We start from the raw sequence: 20,691 nt of genomic DNA on the forward strand, positions 1-20,691 counted from the left end.
GAGGATCAAGTGCAGGCTGAAGGCAAGCCCTCGGGAAAGTGATCGTCTGAAGTGAAGGTGGCACTCATTGTTCGATTTTTATCCTATTATTACAACTCATGAAATTCATTCGTCTATGTGATAAAAAATTTCCCGGGAAATTGATGAAGGAAAAGAGAGAAGCTCGAAAGTTGTCTTTATACAAAAAAGAGGCGGGGCTGTCTCAAAAGGGTTATAAACATTCGATTTAAGAAAAAGGCACAGGAAATATACGAGACTCCTGCAGGAAAAGCAACAGCTGAAGATCATGCAATGAGCGGGTTTTGATCATTAGGAAGCTGAAGCGTTGTCCGGCGGCAAAGCAGACACGACGAAATCAAGCGTAAGCGCAGGTTGAGTCTATGTCGCACTTGTGCCATTGGTGAAAGCGAGTATATTTCCCATGCCTATCATTTAAATTATATCTTATGGGGCAGCCCCGTCTAAATAACAATCGTGCTTTTTGAAAGTCGCTTGTCGTTTAACTTAATTTGACTTAGGTCCAAAAAATTCATAGTTGATCCGGTCTTCAGCTACGTCCCATTTATTTAATGCGTCGAGTACGGTGTAAATAAAACCTTCCGGGCCGCAGAAATAAAAGGAGGCGTCTTTAGGTACAGTAGCTTGCAAATATTCAAAGTCAATTCGTCCTGCAGCATCGAAGAAAGGCGTTTGTTCATCACCTGGTGCTGGGTTTGTGTAGCGGATATGAGTCACAGCATTGGCAGACACCGGTTCCATGTCCTGTGCTAAGCCGTGAACAGAAGCGCTCGAGGCCGTGTGAATATAGTAAATGCTGCGTTCTGGCGCTTTTTGCTGGGCGGTTTTAAACATGCTGACAATTGGTGTCGCTCCAACACCTGCGCTTAAGAAAACGAGCGGTTCGTTTCCGGAGGTATCAAGCATAAAGTCCCCTGCAGGCGCTGTGACAGGAAGTTCGTCTCCTTCGCTGATCGCATCATGGAGCCAGTTGGAGACTTTACCGGATGGTGTTTCAGTGCCGGACGGTTCGCGCTTCACACTAATCCGGTAATGGTTTGCACTTGGCGCATCTGATAAACTGTACTGCCGCATCTGTGTATAAGTTTCCCCTTCGATATTAGCTTTGATTGTAATGTATTGACCTGGCTGAAAATCTGGGAACGGCTCACCATCAGCCGGCTTTAAGTAAAAGGATGTTATAAGTTCGCTCTCTTTTTCTTTGGACGTAACAGTGAAGTTTCTAAAACCGTTCCAGCCGCCGGTTTGTGCTGCAGTTTCAGCGTAAAGTTCTGCTTCTACTTTGATGAAGATTTCCGCAATTTCTTCGTAAGCTTGACCCCAGGCGGCAATAATATCATCAGTCGCTGCTTCGCCGAGGACTTCTTGGATTGAAGCCAGCAGGTGTTCGCCAACGATCGGGTACTGATCTGGCGTGATTTGCAGACTACGGTGCTTTTCGGCAATTGTGCGCACAGCCGGGGCGATCGCTGATAAATCATCAATGTGTGTAGCTGCTGCATATAAAGCATTAGCTAGAGCGGCTGGTTGTTTTCCTTTTACTTGATGGGTCGGGTTGAAGACGTGATTTAACTCAGGGTGAGCGCTTAGCATCCGTTTGTAAAAGTGGGTTGTAATTGTTGTGCCGTGTTCTGCGAGGACAGGTGCAGTCGCTTTGATTGTTTCTTTCGTTTTTTCATCAAGCTGGCTTTGAAATGAAATCGTCATTATTTATACCTCCTAAAGGTGTATGGGAAATACATCTTTATTGTATCGTACGAAAATAGAAAAAGAAATATATATAATACATCTTTTATGGCAAGCTTAGTATGACGCTTATATTTTTATGTGATAAAATTTTGTCACGACAGGGATTAGAGAGGGATTTAAATGCACTTAAAAAAATATACAGACTACGCATTACGCGTATTAATTTATGCAGCGGCGAAACCGGAAAGTGAGCTTGTGAATAAAAAAGAGATCGCTGAAGCATATGGGATATCAGAAAACCATATCGCAAAAATTGTGTATGAATTAAGTAAGTTCGGCTTGATTGAAACCATACGCGGCCGCGGTGGCGGCATTCAGCTTGCTGATAAACCTTCACAAATTAATGTGGGCGACGTTGTCCGGAAAATGGAGGGGGACTTTGCTTTATTTGAATGTTTTGATCCAAAAACGAACGATTGTGTACTTACCCCGGCATGTAAACTTCGCCATGTACTGCATGATGCACTCGGAGCGTTTTTAGAAGTGCTTGACCAATATACGCTCGAAGATATGGTTGAAAATCGTGAAGAGCTCCGGCATCTGCTTGGATTTTAATCTCCATGCTTACATTGTGAGGTCAGCGGGTATAGGTGAATGTATCGTCAACTTCATATTGAATGGAGGCGGAGCTTCATATGGAAGGCAAGCTGTTTATTCAAGGAAAGTGGCAGGGTGGTGACACATTTGATGTAACCAACCCGGCTGATGGTTCAAAGGTGGGTACTGCAGTGGATGCCGGCAGTAAAGAAACGGCTGAAGCCGTGAAAGCAGCGTCAGAAGCTTTTACATCCTGGTCGCAGAAAACCGCTGAGGAGCGGGGGAAATACTTAAAAAAACTGCAGGCGTTGATGCTTGAACACCGCGATGAGCTTGGAGAATTAATTACGAAAGAGATGGGTAAACCATTGCAGGAAGCCAAAGGTGAAGTGGAGTATGCTGCTTCATTTTTAGAATGGTTTGCTGAAGAAGGCCGGCGTGCTTACGGTGATATTATTCCTTCAAACGCTCGTTCGAAACGGTTTATGGTATTCAAGCAGCCGGTCGGTGTCGTTGGTGCAATCACCCCGTGGAATTTTCCGCAGGCCATGGTGACACGCAAAGTCGCACCGGCGCTTGCAGCAGGGTGTACTGTCGTCTTAAAGCCGGCAGAGGACACGCCGCTTTCAGCAGTAAAGTTTGCTGAGCTTTGTGAACAGGCAGGTCTTCCGGCTGGGGTTTTCAATCTCGTTACTGGGGATGCAAAAGGAATCGGTGATGAGCTTTTAAACCAGGAGAAGGTGAGAAAAGTTACGTTTACTGGTTCAACGGCTGTCGGTAAGCACTTAATGCAAGGCTCAGCTGAACACGTGAAAAAGATTTCCTTAGAACTAGGCGGACATGCACCTGTTATTGTTTTAAACGATGCAGATTTAGATCTGGCAGTAGCAGAAACGGCAGCTTCAAAGTTCAGAAACGCCGGGCAGACTTGTGTATGTGCCAACCGGGTGTATGTGCAGGCTGATGTGTATGAAGCATTTGTGGAAAAGTTTAAGGAAAAAGCTGCGTCAATGAACGTTGGTGACGGGATGGACACATCGAATCAGCTTGGCCCGCTAATTAACAAAGAAGCTTATGACAAGGTGGATCGTCACGTTAAGGACGCCCGTGAACAAGGGGCAATTGTAGAAACCGGCGGTGAAGGCTTCTCAAAAGATGGCGGCTGGTTTTATAAACCAACTGTGCTTTCTAATGTGACCCACGATATGGTCATGATGGAGGAAGAGACCTTCGGGCCGGTAGCACCTATCCAGAAGGTTGAAACAGTTGAAGAAGCGGTGGAGCTGGCAAATGCTTCGCGTTACGGCTTAGCTGCGTACTTCTTTACAGAAAACATGAAAACCGGCATGCATGTCGCAGAAAATTTAGCGTTTGGCATTGTCGGTTGGAATGATGGACGTCCTTCAGCAGCTGAAGCTCCATTTGGCGGCATGAAAGAGAGCGGCTTAGACCGGGAAGGCGGCCGCGAAGGACTTGAAGCGTTTCTTGAAACGAAGTACGTTTCATTAGGTGTTAAATAGTTGAATTTAGGCATGTTTCGCACTTTCTAATCTCAATTTTGCAGAAGCGGACAAGGTTTTGTCGAGAATTTAAACTTTCTTGAAAAAATTGTCCGTTTCAGCAGGGGGTTACTTGAGGTATATAGAAGAGTGTAGACACGAAAGGAGGAGTCTTGATGAATTTTAATATTCGAGGCGAAAACATCGAAGTAAGCGAGTCTTTACGGGGATACGTGGAAAAGAAAATTAGTAAATTGGAGCGTTATTTTGATTCGACACCGATTGCTGATGTCCACGTTAACCTGAAAGTTCTCAATAACGAACAAAGCGTTGAAGTTACAATCCCTATGCCTCAGCTTCTTCTCCGGGCTGAAGAGACGCACAACGATATGTATGCAGCGATCGACCTTGTCGTCGAAAAGCTGGAGCGTCAAATCCGAAAGCATAAAACTCGTGTCAACCGTAAGTTTAGACAGCAAAACGGTGAAGTTAAACAAACATTTGTCGATGATATCGAAGAGCTGAATTATGTCGACTTTGATGAAGATGAAGGTGTAGAAGAGGATAATGTAGACATTGTCCGTACAAAACGATTTAACTTAAAGCCGATGGATGCAGAAGAAGCAGTCCTGCAGATGGATATGCTCGGCCACAACTTCTTCGTATTCTCCAATGCGGTAAGCGGTGACACAAGCGTGGTTTATCGTCGTAATGATGGCAAGTACGGCTTGATTGAGCCGGAATCTTAAGCCGGAACAGAAATTATAAACAAAGCAGAAGCTGCTGAAAAGGCAGCTTCTGCTTTTTTACGTTCAGCAGTAAAGGGTTGACGTTTTTAGCGACATTTTAGCGGTAAGGCTTGATTGTAACGTTGCAATGGAATTGATACAATAGAACTTAAGTGTGGCGCCTTACATTGGAGCCAGTGGAAGAGAGGGCGATGATACGTATATGTTAGGACTTTTGAAAAAAGTTGTCGGGGATACAGATCAACGCATCGTTAAAAAGATGCAGAAGCGTGTGGATCAAATTGAGACGCATATTGAAGATGTTAAGAAGTTAACAGATGATGGCTTACGACAGAAGACGGAAGAATTTAAAGAGCGTTACCAAAACGGTGAAAAGCTTGACCAGCTGCTGCCGGAAGCTTACGCCGTCGTAAGTGAAGGCGCAACAAGGTCACTAGGCATGACGCCGTTTCGTGTTCAGCATTTAGGTGCCATTGCTTTACATGATGGAGATATTGCTGAAATGAAAACTGGTGAAGGTAAAACGCTTGTTGCAACGATGCCAGTGTATTTAAATGCTTTAACTGGTAAAGGTGTACATGTGGTAACGGTAAACGATTACCTGGCAGGCCGCGACAGTGAGGATATGGGCGTTTTGTATAACTTCCTCGGGTTGTCTGTTGGTTTAAATCAAAAAGGAATGACAAAGCTGGAAAAGCAGGAAGCGTATAACTGCGATATAACGTATGGTACGAATAATGAATTTGGTTTTGATTATCTACGCGATAACATGGTGCTTTATCAAGAGCAGATGGTCCAGCGCGATCTTCACTTTGCGATCGTCGATGAAGTGGACTCGATTTTAATTGATGAAGCGCGGACGCCGTTAATTATTTCCGGGTCAGTAGATCAATCGACAAAACTATACGGGTTTGCAGACCAGCTTGTACGCTATTTAAAAGTTGATGAAGATTTCACGTTTGATGAGAAAACGAAAAACGTTCAACTTACCGAAGAGGGCGTTAATAAAACAGAACGTTATTTTCAGCTTGATAACTTGTATGACCAGGATAACGTTCAGGTGAATCACCACATTAACCAAGCTTTAAAAGCTCATCAAGCGATGGTGCGCGATGAGGATTATGTCGTTGATGAAGATGGTGTTGTTATCGTTGACCAGTTTACCGGCCGTTTAATGAAAGGCCGGCGGTACGGCGACGGGCTGCACCAAGCGATTGAAGCAAAAGAAGGGCTGCCAATTCAAAAAGAAAGCATGACCCTGGCTTCAATTACATTCCAGAACTACTTCAGAATGTATGAAAAACTTGCTGGTATGACAGGTACAGCGAAAACGGAAGAAGAAGAATTCCGTAACGTTTATCAAATGAACGTTACTTCAATTCCGACAAACGAGCCGATTGTACGCGATGATAAGTCTGACCTAATTTATAAAACGCAAAATGCGAAATTTAAAGCTGCCGCTGATCAGATTGAAGAGCTTCACGAAAAAGGTCAGCCGGTGCTTGTTGGTACAGCAAGTGTTGATACGTCTGAACTTGTTTCAAACATGTTAAAAAAGCGGCGCGTACCGCACGACGTTTTAAACGCGAAAAACCATGAAAACGAAGCGAAAATCATTGAAAATGCCGGCGAACGCGGTGCGGTTACCATCGCCACCAACATGGCTGGACGTGGAACTGACATTAAGCTTGGTAATGGTGTGCGCGAGCTTGGCGGGTTATTTGTACTCGGTACAGAGCGCCACGAAAGCCGCCGGATCGATAATCAGCTCCGCGGACGTTCAGGTCGTCAAGGTGATCCGGGTGCATCGCAGTTTTACTTGTCGATGGAAGATGATGTGATGCGCCGCTTTGGTTCTGAAAACATGTACAACATGATGGAAAAGCTCGGAATGGATGAAGATCAGCCGATTGAAAGCCGTCTAGTTACGAGAGCTGTAGAAAAAGCGCAGCAGCGCGTTGAAGGACGCAATCAGGATTCGCGTAAGCAGATTTTACAGTACGACGATGTGATGCGCGAACAGCGTGATATCATTTATGCACAGCGTAAAGAAGTGCTAGAATCTGAAAACTTAAGCAGCATTGTGAAAGATATGATCAAACGTGTCATTGAACGCGGTGTGCAGGCACACACACCAGAAGATGAAGTCCCGGAAGACTGGGATTTAGAAGCCATTGTAAGATATATGAACGGCACGGTGCTATTTGAAGGTGACTTGTCTTCCGATGAATTATGGGGCAAAGAACCGGAAGAAATGATCGAGCTGATTAATGAAAAAGCAAAAGCATATTACGATGAGAAAGAAGCGTCTTATGGCGAAGAGATGCGTGAGTTTGAAAAAGTGATTATGCTTCGAGCGGTCGACCGAAAGTGGATGAACCATATTGATCAAATGGATCAGCTGCGTCAAGGCATTCACCTCCGCGCTTACGGGCAGAATGATCCGCTCCGTGACTACAAGTTTGAAGGCTTCAACATGTTTGAAGAAATGATCAACAACATTGAAGAAGAAGTTGTTACTTACGTGTTAAAAGCCGAAATTAAAGAAAACGTAGAACGCGAAACCGTAGCTGAAGGTGAAGCGGTACATGGGAATAATACCGAAAAAGAGCGTAAGAAAAATCAAAAGAAACAGCCGGTACAACGTGGCCAGACGATCGGGCGTAATGATCCGTGTCCTTGTGGCAGCGGTAAGAAGTACAAGCAGTGCTGCGGTCAAAACGCAGGTTGATGATTGTTAAACGAGGTGAGCGCCGATGGATATGACAGAAATGCGTCAAGAACTTGAAAGTATGGCTAAGCGTTTAGCGGACTTCAGGGGGTCTCTTTGACATCGCTCAAAAAGAAGAGCGGATTGCAGAGCTTGAACAACAAATGACAGAGCCCGGTTTTTGGGATAACCAAAAAGTTTCACAGGCTGTTATTGATGAAACGAACCAGCATAAAGAAGTCGCAAACGGCTTAAAACAATTGGAAGAATCATTAGAAAATCTTGAAGTCACGTATGAACTCGCTTCTGAAGATGAAGGAATGCTCGAAGAATTAGAGCCCGGCATTCGCCAGTTGAACGAAGAAATCAATGACTTTGAGCTGCAGATTTTGTTAAACAAGCCTTACGACCGGCAAAGTGCCATGCTCGAGATCCACCCGGGCGCCGGCGGTACAGAGTCACAGGACTGGGCGTCGATGTTGTTGCGGATGTACACCCGCTGGGCAGAACGCCGTGGTTTTAGCGTAGATACACTTGACTACTTACCAGGGGACGAAGCTGGGCTAAAAAGTGTGACATTGCATGTAAAAGGTCATAACGCCTATGGCTATTTAAAAGCGGAAAAAGGTGTGCACCGGCTCGTGCGCATTTCCCCGTTTGATTCTTCCGGGCGGAGGCACACGTCGTTTGCTTCAGTAGATGTGATGCCTGAATTGGATGACACTGTTGAGCTTGATATACGTAGTGAAGATTTGAAGGTGGATACGTACAGAGCAAGTGGTGCTGGGGGACAGCACATTAACACGACTGACTCGGCTGTCCGTATTACGCACCAGCCGACTGGGGTGGTCGTACAGTGTCAAAATGAGCGCTCGCAGATTAAAAACCGTGAAGCAGCGATGAAGATGCTCCGCGCCCGCTTATATCAGCTGGAGATTGAAAAGCAGCAGGAAGAAATTGATGAGCTTCGCGGCGATCAAGGTGAAATCGGCTGGGGTAATCAAATTCGTTCTTACGTCTTTCACCCGTACAATATGGTAAAAGATCACCGTACGAACCACGAAGTCGGCAATACCCAGGCAGTCATGGACGGGAGCTTAGATCGGTTTATCGATGCGTACTTGCGCTTAGATGTAAGCGTGTAACTGAGTGAACCTGTCCTGGCTGAATGAAATCGTACGCTTAGAGTCGAAGTCAGCTCAGAAAGCCCGCAAATTGCGGGCTTTAAGTTTGTAGACAAACTTTTAAAAGAAAGGAAGGCTGACGTTGTTTTTCGGCGGACGCTTGCCACGGGTACGGCCTCAACTTCCTCGGCAGAAGATCACTGCCTGCGGGATTTTCGGCTCGTACTGTTCCCGTAGGCGTCGCCGCCGATGCTTGTCAGCCTTGCGTTATTTGATGGTCATGAATTGTAGAGATTTTTTGTTTAAGTAAGCAATATCTAAATGAATCCTTTTCATTATGATGCTTCATAAATGAGGAAACGAACCCTATACATCGGAAATGTTAGATGATCTTTAAATTGACAAGTGACCGAAACGAATGACGGCGACGCCCAAGAGGGGCAAGCGCAGGATGAAGATCCCGCAATGAGCGGTTTTTCACGCGCAAGCTGATACGTTATCCGGCGGCAAAGCTGACACGACTCAATCAAGCGTAAGCGCTGATTGAGTCGATGTCGCACTTGTGCCGTTGGTGAAAGCGAGTATATTTCCTGTGCCTATCATTTAAATCATACCTTATGGGAAAGTCGTTTTTAATGTTTTTGGAATCAGGCATGTATCCTTTAGCACATTACTACTTTAACGAAGTTCCATTCCCAAAGGTTGGGGTTCTTGCTATACTTTGTAGCGGCAGTCTTGCACGTTAAGGAGGATATGTATGCGTGAGCGCAGCAGACGAAACGGCGTACCTGAACCGCGGGCACAGGTACTCATCAATACGTTAATGATTTTTGGAGGTTCTGCTCTTGTTGCGGTCGCTTATAACCTTTTCTTGCTACCGAACCGGATTGCTTCGGGAGGCGTCAGTGGTTTTGCGACAATTGTTTATGAAGTATTTGAAGTTCTGCCTGCAATTACACTGTGGGCGTTAAATATTCCATTGTTTATTACCGGACTCTTTTTACTTGGCGGGTGGCGTTACGGAGGGAAAACGATTGTTGGAACGTTGTTTTTACCTTTCGTTGTTTACCTTACCCAAGATTGGCCGGCTGCAACGAGTGATCCGCTGTTAGGTGCTTTATTTGGAGGAATAGGTGTAGGTTTAGGTTTAGGTCTTGTGTTTCGAGCACATGCTTCAACCGGTGGCACAGATTTAGCAGCACAAATTATACATAAGTTTACGGGAGCTTCATTAGGCACGGCTGTATTTATTATGGACGGCTTAATTGTAGCTACGTCAGCCTTTGTTTTCAGTATTGAATTTGCGCTATATGCTTTGATTAGTTTATTTATCACCGGGCGGACGATAGATTTTGTACAAACCGGGGTGAAAGACCAAAAAATGGCTTTTATCGTTACGGACGAAGAGGAAGCTGTACGCGATGCTTTATTTGAACAAGTCGACCGCGGTGTTACAAAGTTAACAGCAGAAGGCGGTTATACGAAGGAGAAAAAGCCAATGTTATTGTGTGTCGTGGAGCGTAATGAGGTCACAAAATTGAAACAAGTGGTGCAAAGGACTGATGCATCAGCTTTTGTTGTTGTCACCAATGCCTCTGAAGTACTTGGAGAGGGTTTTAAATCGACATAAATCGGTTATAATATAGGAGCAGGTTTCTTAGTGATCCAGCAAATGAAAAGACAGGAGGTACACCGCTTATGAAAAAGTATTTGTTGACCATTGGTGCAGCTGCCCTCGTACTTAGTGCTTGCGGCACAGACGAAGCAGGTGAGCCGCAGGATCCCGTAGCAGAAAACGGTGAAGAAGAAGCAGCAGACGATGATAACGGCGATGAAGAAGAAGCCGATGATGATGGTGAAGGCGAAACATATGATGCTGATGAAATGGAAGCGGTTTATGAACAAAACTGCTTAAGCTGTCACGGTGAAAACCTCGAAGGCGACGGCGGTAACCCAGGCATTCAAGGTCTTGACGAAGACAGTGTTCACACAGCAATCGAAGAGGGTCCAGGCGCTATGCCGGCAGACCTTGTCGAAGGTGAGGAAGCTGAAGAGCTTTCCGCTTGGGTTGCAGACCAGTAAATCCTATGCTTGAACGCCCGCCCCCTCGGGCGTTCTTTTCACAATAATGCAGCTTTCCTTTCTGTTGCATTTATTACTCCACGTTTGCGGAAATGAAATAAAAATGTTAAATGATTTTCCCTTATCAATATGTCGCTTAATGATATAATGAGGGAGGATTTTGCGTGTCACGCTTAAAATTGTAACTATACAAGGGATGCGTGAGCGTAAAATGCACGTTTTCTTTGAGGGAAGTGATCGTTTGATAGAGATGCGCGATGTCACCAAGACTTATGGTAACGGCATCACGGCAGTCAATAACATTAATGTGTTTATTGATAAAGGCGAGTTCGTTTATGTTGTTGGCCCAAGCGGTGCCGGCAAGTCAACGTTTATAAAGATGACATATTTAGAAGAGCGTCCAACGGCCGGAAAGATTTATATGAATGGCACAGATTTGGACGAACTCAAGCGCAAGCATATTCCATTGCTGCGCAGAAATATCGGAGTAGTTTTCCAAGATTTTAAGCTTTTGCCGAAACTGAGCGTCTTTGAAAATATTGCTTTTGCTTTAGAAGTACTTGAAGAACCTCGTCACGTCATTAAAAAGCGAGTTTTTGAAGTTCTCGATTTAGTGCGCTTAAAAAATAAGGCGCGTTTTTACCCGCAGGAGCTTTCCGGCGGTGAACAACAGCGGGTTTCGATTGCCCGGGCGATGATTAACCATCCGCCGATCCTGATTGCTGATGAACCGACAGGAAATCTTGACCCACAAACGTCTTGGGGGATTATGGATGTACTTCAAGAGATTAATGCACGTGGAACCACCGTGGTTATGGCAACGCATAATAAAGAGATTGTGAATGTATCACCTAAGCGTGTGATTGCTTTTGAAGGTGGCAGGGTTACAAGAGACGAGCAGAGGGGGCGCTACGCATATGAAAAGTAGAACGCTCCTTCGTCACAGTAAAGAAGGACTAAAAAACATCGGTCGTAACGGTTGGATGAGTTTTGCATCTGTTAGCGCTGTAACTATTATGTTGATGGTTGTCGGGATTTTTCTCATTTTAATTGCAAACATTAACCATATTGCCTCCGATGTTGAAGGTGATGTAGAAATACGTGTTCATATTGATATGACAGCTTCTGAAGAAGATAAAGAAGGGCTGTACGAGCAAATTGATGCGATCGATAATGTAGCTGCAATTACATATGTTGACCGGGATGAAGGACTTGATCAATTTATAGAAGATGTAGATGAAGGCAGCGCAGAGTTGTTTGAATCCCTCCGGAACGAAAACCCGTTAAACGATGTATTCGTTGTCGAAACAAAAGAGCCGCAACTTACTGAAGATGTCGCGGGAGAGATAGAACAGTTTGCAAACATTGATACAGTTGATTACGGCGAAGATATCATTGAACAGTTGTTTGCAGTTACGAACATGATTCGTATTGTTGGGGCAGCGCTTGTGCTTGGTTTAATGTTTACAGCAATGTTTTTAATCGCGAACACAATTAAGTTGACGATTGTAGCGCGTAAAAATGAAATTCAAATTATGAAACTTGTAGGTGCGACAAACGGATTTATTCGCTGGCCATTTTTTGTCGAAGGTTTAGTGTTAGGTTTACTAGGCGCAATTCTTCCAGTGGCAGCTGTTATAAGCGGATATTATTATTTATATGACCTGCTCGTAACAGAGGCGATTTTGTCTTTTGTGGACATTGTACCTCCGAATCCATTAACCTTTGAAATCGCTGCGATTTTAATCGGCATAGGCGCCTTAGTCGGCGTTTGGGGGAGTTTGATGTCGGTTCGTAAATTCCTGCGTGTATAGAGAAAAGTGAAAAAGGGGAGGCAGACTTTGAAGCAGAAATTAATTTTAGCCCTATTAGCTTTAACCCTCGTCAGTGCCGGTTGGCTCCAAGCTGCACAACCGGCTGCCGTTGGTGCAGATCCGTCGCTTGAAGAAGAAATATCTGATATCCAGGAGGAGCGCTCAGAAACTGATGAAGAAGCTGAGCGTACGGAAGAAGAAATTGCTGAAGTTGAAGAAGAAATGAGTGGGCTGGAAGAAGAGATTCGCGAACTTGATCGTGATATCTCTACCACCACAAATGATATTCGAGAACAAGAAGCTGAAATAAAAGAGACAGAGGAACGTATCCGCGGTTTACAGGAAGAAATTGGAGAGTTAGAAGAGCGGATCGAAGCACGTGATGATCTCCTAAAGGATCGTGTTCGTGCAATGTATCAAAATGGTGGTGCTGTTGATTATCTTGAGGTTTTACTTGGTGCTAGTAGCTTTAGTGATTTTTTAGATCGCATGGCGGCTGTTGCAACAATTACTGAACAAGATCAAAACATTTTAGAAGAGCATCACAACGATCATGAAGCGTTAGAAGCAAGAAAGTCTGAAGTTGAGGATCAGCTTGCAGATTTGGAAAGATATTTAGAAGATTTGGAGATTATGCGCGAAACGCTTGAAAGGCAGCAGGAGCAAAAGGACGAGCTATTAACTGAACTTGAAGAAGAAGAAAGTGAGCTTTTGAAGGCTCTTGGTACGCTCGAAAATGAAGCAGAAGTTTTAGAGCGGCAGGAAGAAGCTAAGCAGGAAGAGCTTGAAGCCTACCGAGAGCGTCAAGCAGAAATTGAGCGTGAACGTGAACGACAGCGCGAACGCGAAAGGCAGCAGGAGCGTGAACGAGAGCGTGAACAGGAAGAGGCAGACAGTCAAAACGACGGAGAAACAGCTAGCAGTGCTGAAGTAAACCAAGGATCCGGCGGTGGTGTGCTTGCTCGGCCGGCAACCGGGCGCATGTCATCCGGCTTTGGGCAACGTTGGGGCCGCATGCACTACGGGTTGGATATTGCCCAGGGAGGACGTTCAAACGTTCCGATTGTTGCAGCTGAATCAGGCCAGGTAATTGATGCAAGTTATATGAATGGGTATGGAAATACAGTCATGATTACGCACCAAGTTGGTGGACAGACATTAACAACGTTGTATGCACATTTGGATTCCATGCATGTGTCTCACGGTGATCAAGTATCGCGTGGTGAGCAGATTGGGATTATGGGTAATACCGGTTTCTCTACGGGTCCGCACTTACACTTTGAGGTCCACGAGGGCGGTTGGAATAACGAGAAATCCAACGCTGTTGACCCTGAACCGTATATCCAATAGTTTGTCTACACGCTGAGGCACCCTTTTTTAGGGTGTCTTTTTGTATATCGGGAAATTGGGTATAAGTATAAGAGAGGAGGAGATGTAGACATGGAAACAAGGTTTATTGAAACTGAAGGAGCAACGCTGCACACCGTACTTGCCGGGCCTGAAAAGGGAGAGTTGGTCGTCCTGCTGCATGGTTTTCCAGAATTTTGGTATGGTTGGCGCAGACAGATTCAAGCGCTGGCGGCTGCAGGCTACCGCGTTGCTGTTCCAGACCAGCGTGGGTACAATTTAAGCTCTAAGCCACAAGATGTTGAAAGTTATGACACGGCGCTTCTTGCTGATGATGTAGCTGAACTTATTCAAGCTTTAGGATATGAGAAGGCTGCAGCGGTCATCGGCCATGATTGGGGTGGCGCAGTAGGTTGGTATCTAGCGATAACCCGGCCGGAAGTTATGCGCATGTTTATCCCAATTAATATCCCGCACCCTGGTGTGATGCCGGTAAGTTCTTTGAAAAATCCAACCCAGCTGTTAAAAAGCTCGTACATGGCTTTCTTTCAGATACCGGCGATTCCTGAAAAAGCAATGCAGGCAGGGGAATTCACTTATATGATGGATGGGTTGAAGCGGACATCCCAGCCAGGTGCTTTTCATGATGAAGAGCTGCGTGCTTATGAAAGAGCATGGTCACAACCAGGTGCGCTCACAGGTATGCTCAATTGGTACCGAGCTATGCGCACAGGTACGATGGCTCATATTGCAGGGGAGGCTGTTGATATTCCTGTCCGAATGCTTTGGGGGATTGGTGATCAGTTTTTATCGACGACGCTCGCCAAAGACAGCTTAAAACTGTGCCGTGATGAAGAAGCAGTGTTTATTGGCGAAGCAACTCACTGGGTACTACATGAGCAGCCGGCACTTGTAAATGACTGGATCTTACACTGGCTGAACAATTAGAAGGATCGTAAATAAACAGAAGCACTCCGCAAAAGACATGCGGAGTGCCCAGACTATCGATAAAGTACAAATTCTAAGGTTCGCGCACAGCTTACTATTCCAAGCTCTACGACCTGCCCTATTAAGAGGATAAAAACCGAATCACAAACGTAACCTTCACGCCAGACGGACGCTTTCCCGAGGGCTTGGCTTCAGCTAACTTGTTCGAAACCATTCGAACAAGTGGATCTTCAGCCTGCGCTTGTCCCTTTGGGAGTCGTCGTCTTTCGTTTCGGTCACTTTTACATTTGTATATGGTTCGTTTGATCACTCATAAAACGTCGTTGTGAAATTGAATCATGTAGATATTACTTAATCAAAAGAATCTTTATCGTTCATGACCACCAAATGATGTAAGGCTGACAAGCATCGATGGTGACGCTTACGCAGAGCAATGAGTGAGAATAGCCCGCAGGCAGTGTTCGCCTGCCGAGAAAGTTGAGTCCGTACAAGTGGATTAAGAAGACACGATGCGATCAAAAGTGAGCGCAGATCAAACCGATGTCGCACTTGTGCCCTCCGGGTGCAAACCTCCGCTGAAATGCAAAGTCAGCTTTTATATGCCTACGTGTTGGGCACTCCGCAATCTCTTGCGGAGTGCCCTGATTAATTTTCTTGATTTTCGGTATAATCATCGTAAATATAGTTGTCGCCTTTAAAGTGCCTGCTGTGCTCAAAAATTCTCATGGAGGCTTTAAAGTAATACAATGCATCTGTCATTTGTCCATGTTTTTCGAGGAATGTGGCATAATCAAAGTAAAAGCTGCCTAATGTATGTTCAGCCTGCATGTCTTCTAAAAATTTGCATACTTCTTCATAATACTTATAACACAACGCTACATCTGATAATAACGGTTGCATAAATCGGAAAGTCGTATGGGCTTCTTGAGCGGCCCGGTAGGTCATCGCTTCGTACATTAAAGCTTCATACGCTTCTACTTTTTGTTCGTTAGAAGCTTCAGATAGCTTCATTAAATTCATTTTCGTCCGTAAAACGCCAATTTTCGATCCGATATTTTCAAATAGTGATTTCGAAGTTTCATAGCACTGCCTTGCAAGGTCTAAACGCTCCATAAGCAGAAAGTTAAAACCGAGGTTTAACCAGCAAGTAGCACTGGTATGTGGCGGCACGCGGTAACTGCCGAGGTCAAGACAACGATATAAAAGTTCCACCGCTTTTTCGTAATCTTTAGAATCAGTAAAAAATCGTGACTTTAACACGAGGAGTTTGCTTAAAAACTTTGAACTCTCGGCTTTTTCAGCAAGTTCAATTAAATAATCGAGCTTCGTTAAATAATTATCGAGAACTTTTAATTTTTTTTCAGCAAGTAGTTGGTTGTATTTAATTCGTAAGTGGTCTTCTGTGTAGGCTTCAATCAGGTCGGTTGTCATTAAGGCATCGGCTTCGTTAAAGGCTGTTAATGCAGCGGCCGGCTTGCTTTGCGATAATCGGTTTTTTCCTTCAGTTGTTTTAAGCCGAATTTGTTCAATATCTTTGACCGGAAGTTTACGTAAGCTTTGTAAAATTTCATCTACTTTATCTGTATGCCCAGCTGGAATTAATTTTTGGGCGAGTGTCAGCCGGGTAGGAAATTGAAATTCTGTATAACGCTCAAACGCTTCGAGCAGCTGAGTTGGATCAGATGTTTTACGTAAAAGATAAAGCTGAATGCGCTGCTCATGGTAAGTAACGTTGTACATTTTTTCGTCAAGTTCATCTTCGCTTAAACCGAGGCGCAGCATTAAATAATGTTTTGTTTCTGGTTTGATCCGCACAGTTTTACCACGTTCAATGTTGGATAACGTCGCCGGGGTCATTTGTTCACCAGCAAGTTCTTCTAATGTCAGCCCAAGCTCCAAACGTTTGGAGCGGATCAAGGCGCCGATGTCCATAACATCACCTTTTCTTTAAATTTCCCACTCGGAGCAAGCAGTTCAATTGTATCATAAGAATTTTTTCAAATATTGTTTGTTATTGTGAAGTTACAAAGTATCGAGACACTTATGTAACAATAAAATGGAAAGGGGAAGTGCCAGAATGCTCGAAATATAAGTTTTCTTATATTATACATGGGCCAAGCCGCTTCGAAAAGCTTCGAGCCTGCTGTCAGGCCTTTATCATCGTTACTTCACAAAATAGAAATTCTACTTATTAGGTATTTTGACCTTCGACTTATGGTTGTATATGATACAATATTTACAAAGTATGCATGTAGTTGTGTTAGATAAAAGGAGGAAAGTGCGGTTATGTATATTCCGTACACAGATATTAAGTATTATGAAAAGTTTCACGCTTACGCCGAAAAAACTTTAGCGGTCGTGAACGAACTCGTTGATAAAGAAAGCTTCTTTATTTCTCATACGGATGACCAGCATTTTTCGATTTTAGCTGCGCTTCATACGAGCGAAGAAAATTTTCAGTTAACAGCAAATAACCGCTTTCCGCTCGATTATTCCATCTGCCAATATTTATATCGCGATGGCTATTCATCGCTTACATTTCATGATACGATGGACGCTTCTATGACTTCCGAGTTACCCGCAGTACAACAGTTAAATGTAGGGTGTTATATTGGTGTACCCATTAAACTTGAAAATGGCGCAGTTTTCGGGACGCTTTGTGCAATCGGGAGAAATCCGGGTGAGGCAGCAAGTCAAGATGTTCAGCACCTCGACTACTTTGCCGGAATCTTAGCTGAGATGATTCAATACGAATATGATGCAATTCATGACAGCTCTACCCATCTATACAACGAAGCTTTTGTGTACAGATGCTTTGATCATGAGGTACAGCACGCTGCTTCGTTTTTAAATGTTTATTATATTGATATTGATAACTTCAAATATGTCAATGAAGCGATGGGCTTTTATGTGGCTGAACAACTGCTCCGGCACACTGCTGATCGGTTAAAAAGCGTCCTTGCACCGGATAGTATTGTTGCTCGTATCGGTGGGGATGAATTGCTGGTCGTAACCTCGGAGACGAGCTCTTCCCAAGACGCAGAAGCACTCGCTGAACGAATGAAAATACTGTTTGAAACGCCGTTTGAAATTCAAAATTACGAAATTAATGTAACCCCAAGTATAGGAGTTACAGAATACCCGCGGCTCGGCGATTATGTGGAAACCTTGGTCAAGCAAGGAAAGCTCGCAATGGAAGCTGCGAAAAAAGATGGAAAAAACACAATAAGTTATTACGCCCGCCAAATGCAATCAGACTCCGCGCGTAATGCCTTAGTTGCGAATGATTTACCAAAAGCCTTAATAGAGGAACAATTTGAGCTTTATTTTCAACCCCTTTATTCGTCGTCGGGGGAAACTGTTACTGCACTTGAAGCTTTAATCCGCTGGAATCACCCAGCTGTTGGGCTTGTTTCCCCCGGAGAGTTTCTGCCGCTCGCTGAAGAGATGGGCTTTATGCCAAAAATTGATGAGTGGGTTTTAAGAGAAGCCTGCCGGTGTGGGAAGGAATTTCAAGAAACCTATAACCGCAATCTTCGCATAAGCGTGAATTTATCTACCCATTTTTTTACACAGTCCCAATTTGCTTCACGCGTGTTTGAAGCTCTGGATGCGACCGGTCTTCCGTATGAATCGCTTCAAATCGAAATAACAGAACGACATATGCTTAAAAACCTTGAAGAAACGAAACAGTTGCTCACGTTTTTACAGACATCTGGTATCGGAGTTGCGCTTGATGATTTTGGCAAAGGGTATTCCTCTTTAAATTACTTGCGGGAATTACCGATTCAAACATTAAAGCTTGATGCATCTTTAATACCGGACTCACTTGAGCGTTCAGCAGATGTAGAGTTTGTGCATAACATTATTAAGATTGCTCATTTGTATCAATTGAAAGTGGTAGCTGAAGGGATTGAAACAAGTGAGCAGCAGCAAATGTTGAGCACGCTAGGGTGTAATGGTTTACAAGGTTTTTGGCTTGCCCGGCCGGCTTCTGTGGATGAGCTGAAAAGACGCATTTTAACAGCATCGTGATTTGAACTAAGTTGAATAAGTTTCATCATTTGTCATAAGAGGATAAAAGCCGAATCATGAACGTAATCTTCACTTCAGACGGGTTCTTTCCCGAGGGCTTGCCTTCAGCCTGCGCTTGACTCTTTGGGCGTCGCCGTCTTTCGTTTCGGTCACTTTTTAATTTACGGATTATCAATCATTTTAATATATATTTTTCGTTCTACAACTTATGAAGCGCCATTATGAAATTAACTTAAGTTATGAAAGCTCCCTGGCGCTTAGGGGGGCTTTTTTACGGTTCGCGCAGGGTTAGGAAGTCTTTGCGTACAATTTTGAAATATGCTTTAATAAAGAAAGAATCCGTCTTTTATTAACGATAAAGTTAAGATTTAATACAAGCGTTTTCAAAAAGAAAATTGATTAAAACAATATTTGATGTCGAAGGAGATTTTTAACATTTATACGTCCAGCCGGCTGTTTTAAGTTTTACGGAAACAGGAAAATGGAAAGGTGGTTCATCTTTGGCAAATAAACAAAAGTGGCTGGCGGGAGCAGGTGCGCTGGTGCTTGCTTTTGGTGCAGGCGGCCTGATGTTCTCCGGGGGCGATGAGGTCACGGAGGAAGAGATGCGCGAACTTGCTTCTTCAGTAGAAAACAGCGAGGAACAAAGTGGCAGCGAAGGCCAGAGTAGTGAGGCCACTGAAGCAGAAGAAGAGATAGAGGCTGATCTTACAAAAGTTGCTCAAGCATTTGAAATGATCCAACAAAATTATATTGATGATGTTGAGGATGAAAAGTTAATCGAAGGTGCCATTGAAGGAATGGTCAATGAGCTGGATGATCCGTTTTCGGATTATATGGATGCTGAAACAGCTGAAGAATTCATTGAATCTTTGGATGCCCAGTTTGAGGGTATTGGTGCAGAAGTGAGCATGGAAAATGGGTATGTAACAATCATGTCGCCGTTTAATGATTCGCCGGCAGAAGATGCAGGACTTCAGCCAAACGACCGGATTATCGAAATTGATGGCGAGCCCATAGAGGATGAGACTTTAAATGAAGCGGTTATGAAAATTCGGGGTGAGAAAGGTTCGGTTGTTACCCTTACAATTGACCGTCCAGGCACTGAAGATACCTTTGATGTGGATGTCGAGCGCGATGAAATTCCAATTGAAACTGTTGAGAGTGAAACGTATGAGCGAAACGGAGAGACGGTGGGTGTGCTGACGTTAAACTCCTTTTCTCAAGATACCGCAGCTCATTTTGAAGAACATCTAGATGAGCTAGAAAGTGAAGGTATTCAAGGGCTCGTTGTTGATGTCCGAGGAAACCCAGGCGGTTATCTAAACAGTGTTGAAGATATAGGTGATCTGATTATTCCGGGTGGTGAACCGGTTGTACAAATTGAGGACCCAATGGGACAGACGATGCAGCATATTTCAAATTTAGAAGAGGATAAAGATTACCCGATGGCTGCCGTTACAAACGAAGGAAGTGCTTCAGCTTCTGAAATTTTGGCAGCAGCTATGATGGAGTCCGGCGGTCATGATGTCGTCGGGGAGTCTTCGTTTGGAAAAGGGACCGTTCAACAGTCTCTTGATCTAGGGGACGGGAGCGAGTTGAAGCTATCGTTATTCCGCTGGTTGACTGCAGATGGCAATGATATTAACGAAGAAGGTGTCACGCCTACTGTTGAAGTTGAGCAGCCTTCATATTTCACTCTCCCGGCGCTTCAGGTGGATGAAACGTTTGCTGAAGATGACCATGATGAGCAGATCCGGATTGCACAGGAAATCTTAACTGTATTGAATTATGATCCAGAACGGACAGACGGCTATTTAGATGGGGAGACGTCAGCTCAACTTGAAGCCTTTCAAAGTGAGCAAGGGCTATCGGAAAATGGAGAACTTGATGATGAAACTGCAACAGCACTGCATCAAAATATTCTTGATGAAGTGCGCGATCCTGCCAATGATGCACAGCTTCAAAAAGCGTTGGAGCTAGTGAGTGAATAAGTCGTTTGGAGGATTTCTGCATGCTGGAAGAGGATGTACAGCAGCAGTGTCGAATACATTCACAGCGGTGTCTGTGAATGTATTT

15 protein-coding genes are annotated in these 20,691 nt (G+C 44.3%); 13 read left to right on the plus strand and 2 right to left on the minus strand.

Translation table 11 applies throughout. The features are described from left to right. Positions 1-504 precede the first annotated feature (504 nt). Complete coding sequence (hmpA, locus tag B0H94_RS12155) at positions 505-1,725, minus strand: NO-inducible flavohemoprotein (protein WP_427909954.1); 1,221 nt, start codon at positions 1,723-1,725, stop codon at positions 505-507. A gap of 162 nt (positions 1,726-1,887) precedes the next feature. Between hmpA and B0H94_RS12160 the strand changes: the two genes are divergently transcribed. From B0H94_RS12160 to B0H94_RS12210, 11 genes are all read left to right on the plus strand, one after another. Then, on the plus strand, positions 1,888-2,322 hold the full coding sequence (locus B0H94_RS12160; RefSeq protein WP_106589546.1) for an RrF2 family transcriptional regulator: 435 nt from the start codon (positions 1,888-1,890) through the stop codon (positions 2,320-2,322). A gap of 80 nt (positions 2,323-2,402) precedes the next feature. Then, entirely contained in the window at positions 2,403-3,824 is a 1,422-nt protein-coding gene (locus B0H94_RS12165) for an NAD-dependent succinate-semialdehyde dehydrogenase (protein WP_106589547.1), read from the plus strand. A gap of 155 nt (positions 3,825-3,979) precedes the next feature. Continuing rightward, the gene (gene hpf, locus B0H94_RS12170; protein ID WP_106589548.1) at positions 3,980-4,552 is read left to right on the plus strand and encodes a ribosome hibernation-promoting factor, HPF/YfiA family; all 573 of its coding nucleotides are present in this window, start codon (positions 3,980-3,982) and stop codon (positions 4,550-4,552) included. Between the two features lie 202 nt (positions 4,553-4,754). Next, positions 4,755-7,283: a preprotein translocase subunit SecA gene (gene secA / locus B0H94_RS12175; RefSeq protein WP_106589549.1), complete on the plus strand. Its 2,529-nt coding sequence runs from the start codon at positions 4,755-4,757 to the stop codon at positions 7,281-7,283. Positions 7,284-7,308: 25 nt separating this feature from the next. Beyond that, positions 7,309-8,407 (plus strand): peptide chain release factor 2 gene (gene prfB, locus B0H94_RS12180; RefSeq protein ID WP_106589550.1). Its coding sequence is split into 2 segments (ribosomal slippage): positions 7,309-7,380 and positions 7,382-8,407, totalling 1,098 coding nucleotides; the frame shifts between segments, so codons are not numbered across the junction. A gap of 736 nt (positions 8,408-9,143) precedes the next feature. After that, complete coding sequence (locus tag B0H94_RS12185) at positions 9,144-10,016, plus strand: YitT family protein (protein WP_106589551.1); 873 nt, start codon at positions 9,144-9,146, stop codon at positions 10,014-10,016. A gap of 68 nt (positions 10,017-10,084) precedes the next feature. Beyond that, positions 10,085-10,468, plus strand: coding sequence for a c-type cytochrome (locus tag B0H94_RS12190; protein ID WP_106589552.1), 384 nt, complete (start codon positions 10,085-10,087; stop codon positions 10,466-10,468). A gap of 241 nt (positions 10,469-10,709) precedes the next feature. Beyond that, positions 10,710-11,396 carry a cell division ATP-binding protein FtsE gene (ftsE, locus tag B0H94_RS12195; protein WP_106589598.1) on the plus strand — a complete coding sequence of 229 codons (687 nt, stop codon included), beginning with the start codon at positions 10,710-10,712 and terminating at the stop codon, positions 11,394-11,396. Then, positions 11,386-12,282, plus strand: coding sequence for a permease-like cell division protein FtsX (gene ftsX, locus B0H94_RS12200; protein WP_106589553.1), 897 nt, complete (start codon positions 11,386-11,388; stop codon positions 12,280-12,282). Before ftsE ends, ftsX begins: the two co-directional genes overlap by 11 nt. A 27-nt stretch (positions 12,283-12,309) precedes the next feature. Beyond that, entirely contained in the window at positions 12,310-13,632 is a 1,323-nt protein-coding gene (locus B0H94_RS12205; RefSeq protein ID WP_106589554.1) for a murein hydrolase activator EnvC family protein, read from the plus strand. Positions 13,633-13,722: 90 nt separating this feature from the next. Next, positions 13,723-14,577: an alpha/beta fold hydrolase gene (locus B0H94_RS12210; RefSeq protein WP_106589555.1), complete on the plus strand. Its 855-nt coding sequence runs from the start codon at positions 13,723-13,725 to the stop codon at positions 14,575-14,577. Positions 14,578-15,222: 645 nt separating this feature from the next. On the opposite strand, the gene B0H94_RS12215 is transcribed toward B0H94_RS12210, so the two are convergent. Then, complete coding sequence (locus B0H94_RS12215; protein WP_106589556.1) at positions 15,223-16,509, minus strand: helix-turn-helix domain-containing protein; 1,287 nt, start codon at positions 16,507-16,509, stop codon at positions 15,223-15,225. A 354-nt stretch (positions 16,510-16,863) separates the two neighbouring features. Between B0H94_RS12215 and B0H94_RS12220 the strand changes: the two genes are divergently transcribed. Together B0H94_RS12220 and B0H94_RS12225 are read left to right on the plus strand one after the other, a co-directional pair. After that, the gene (locus B0H94_RS12220) at positions 16,864-18,612 is read left to right on the plus strand and encodes a putative bifunctional diguanylate cyclase/phosphodiesterase (RefSeq protein WP_106589557.1); all 1,749 of its coding nucleotides are present in this window, start codon (positions 16,864-16,866) and stop codon (positions 18,610-18,612) included. A 500-nt stretch (positions 18,613-19,112) separates the two neighbouring features. Continuing rightward, on the plus strand, positions 19,113-20,606 hold the full coding sequence (locus B0H94_RS12225; RefSeq protein WP_245894007.1) for a S41 family peptidase: 1,494 nt from the start codon (positions 19,113-19,115) through the stop codon (positions 20,604-20,606). Positions 20,607-20,691: the final 85 nt, after the last annotated feature.

The organism is Salsuginibacillus halophilus (assembly GCF_003014715.1).
GTDB lineage: Bacteria > Bacillota > Bacilli > Bacillales > Marinococcaceae > Salsuginibacillus > Salsuginibacillus halophilus.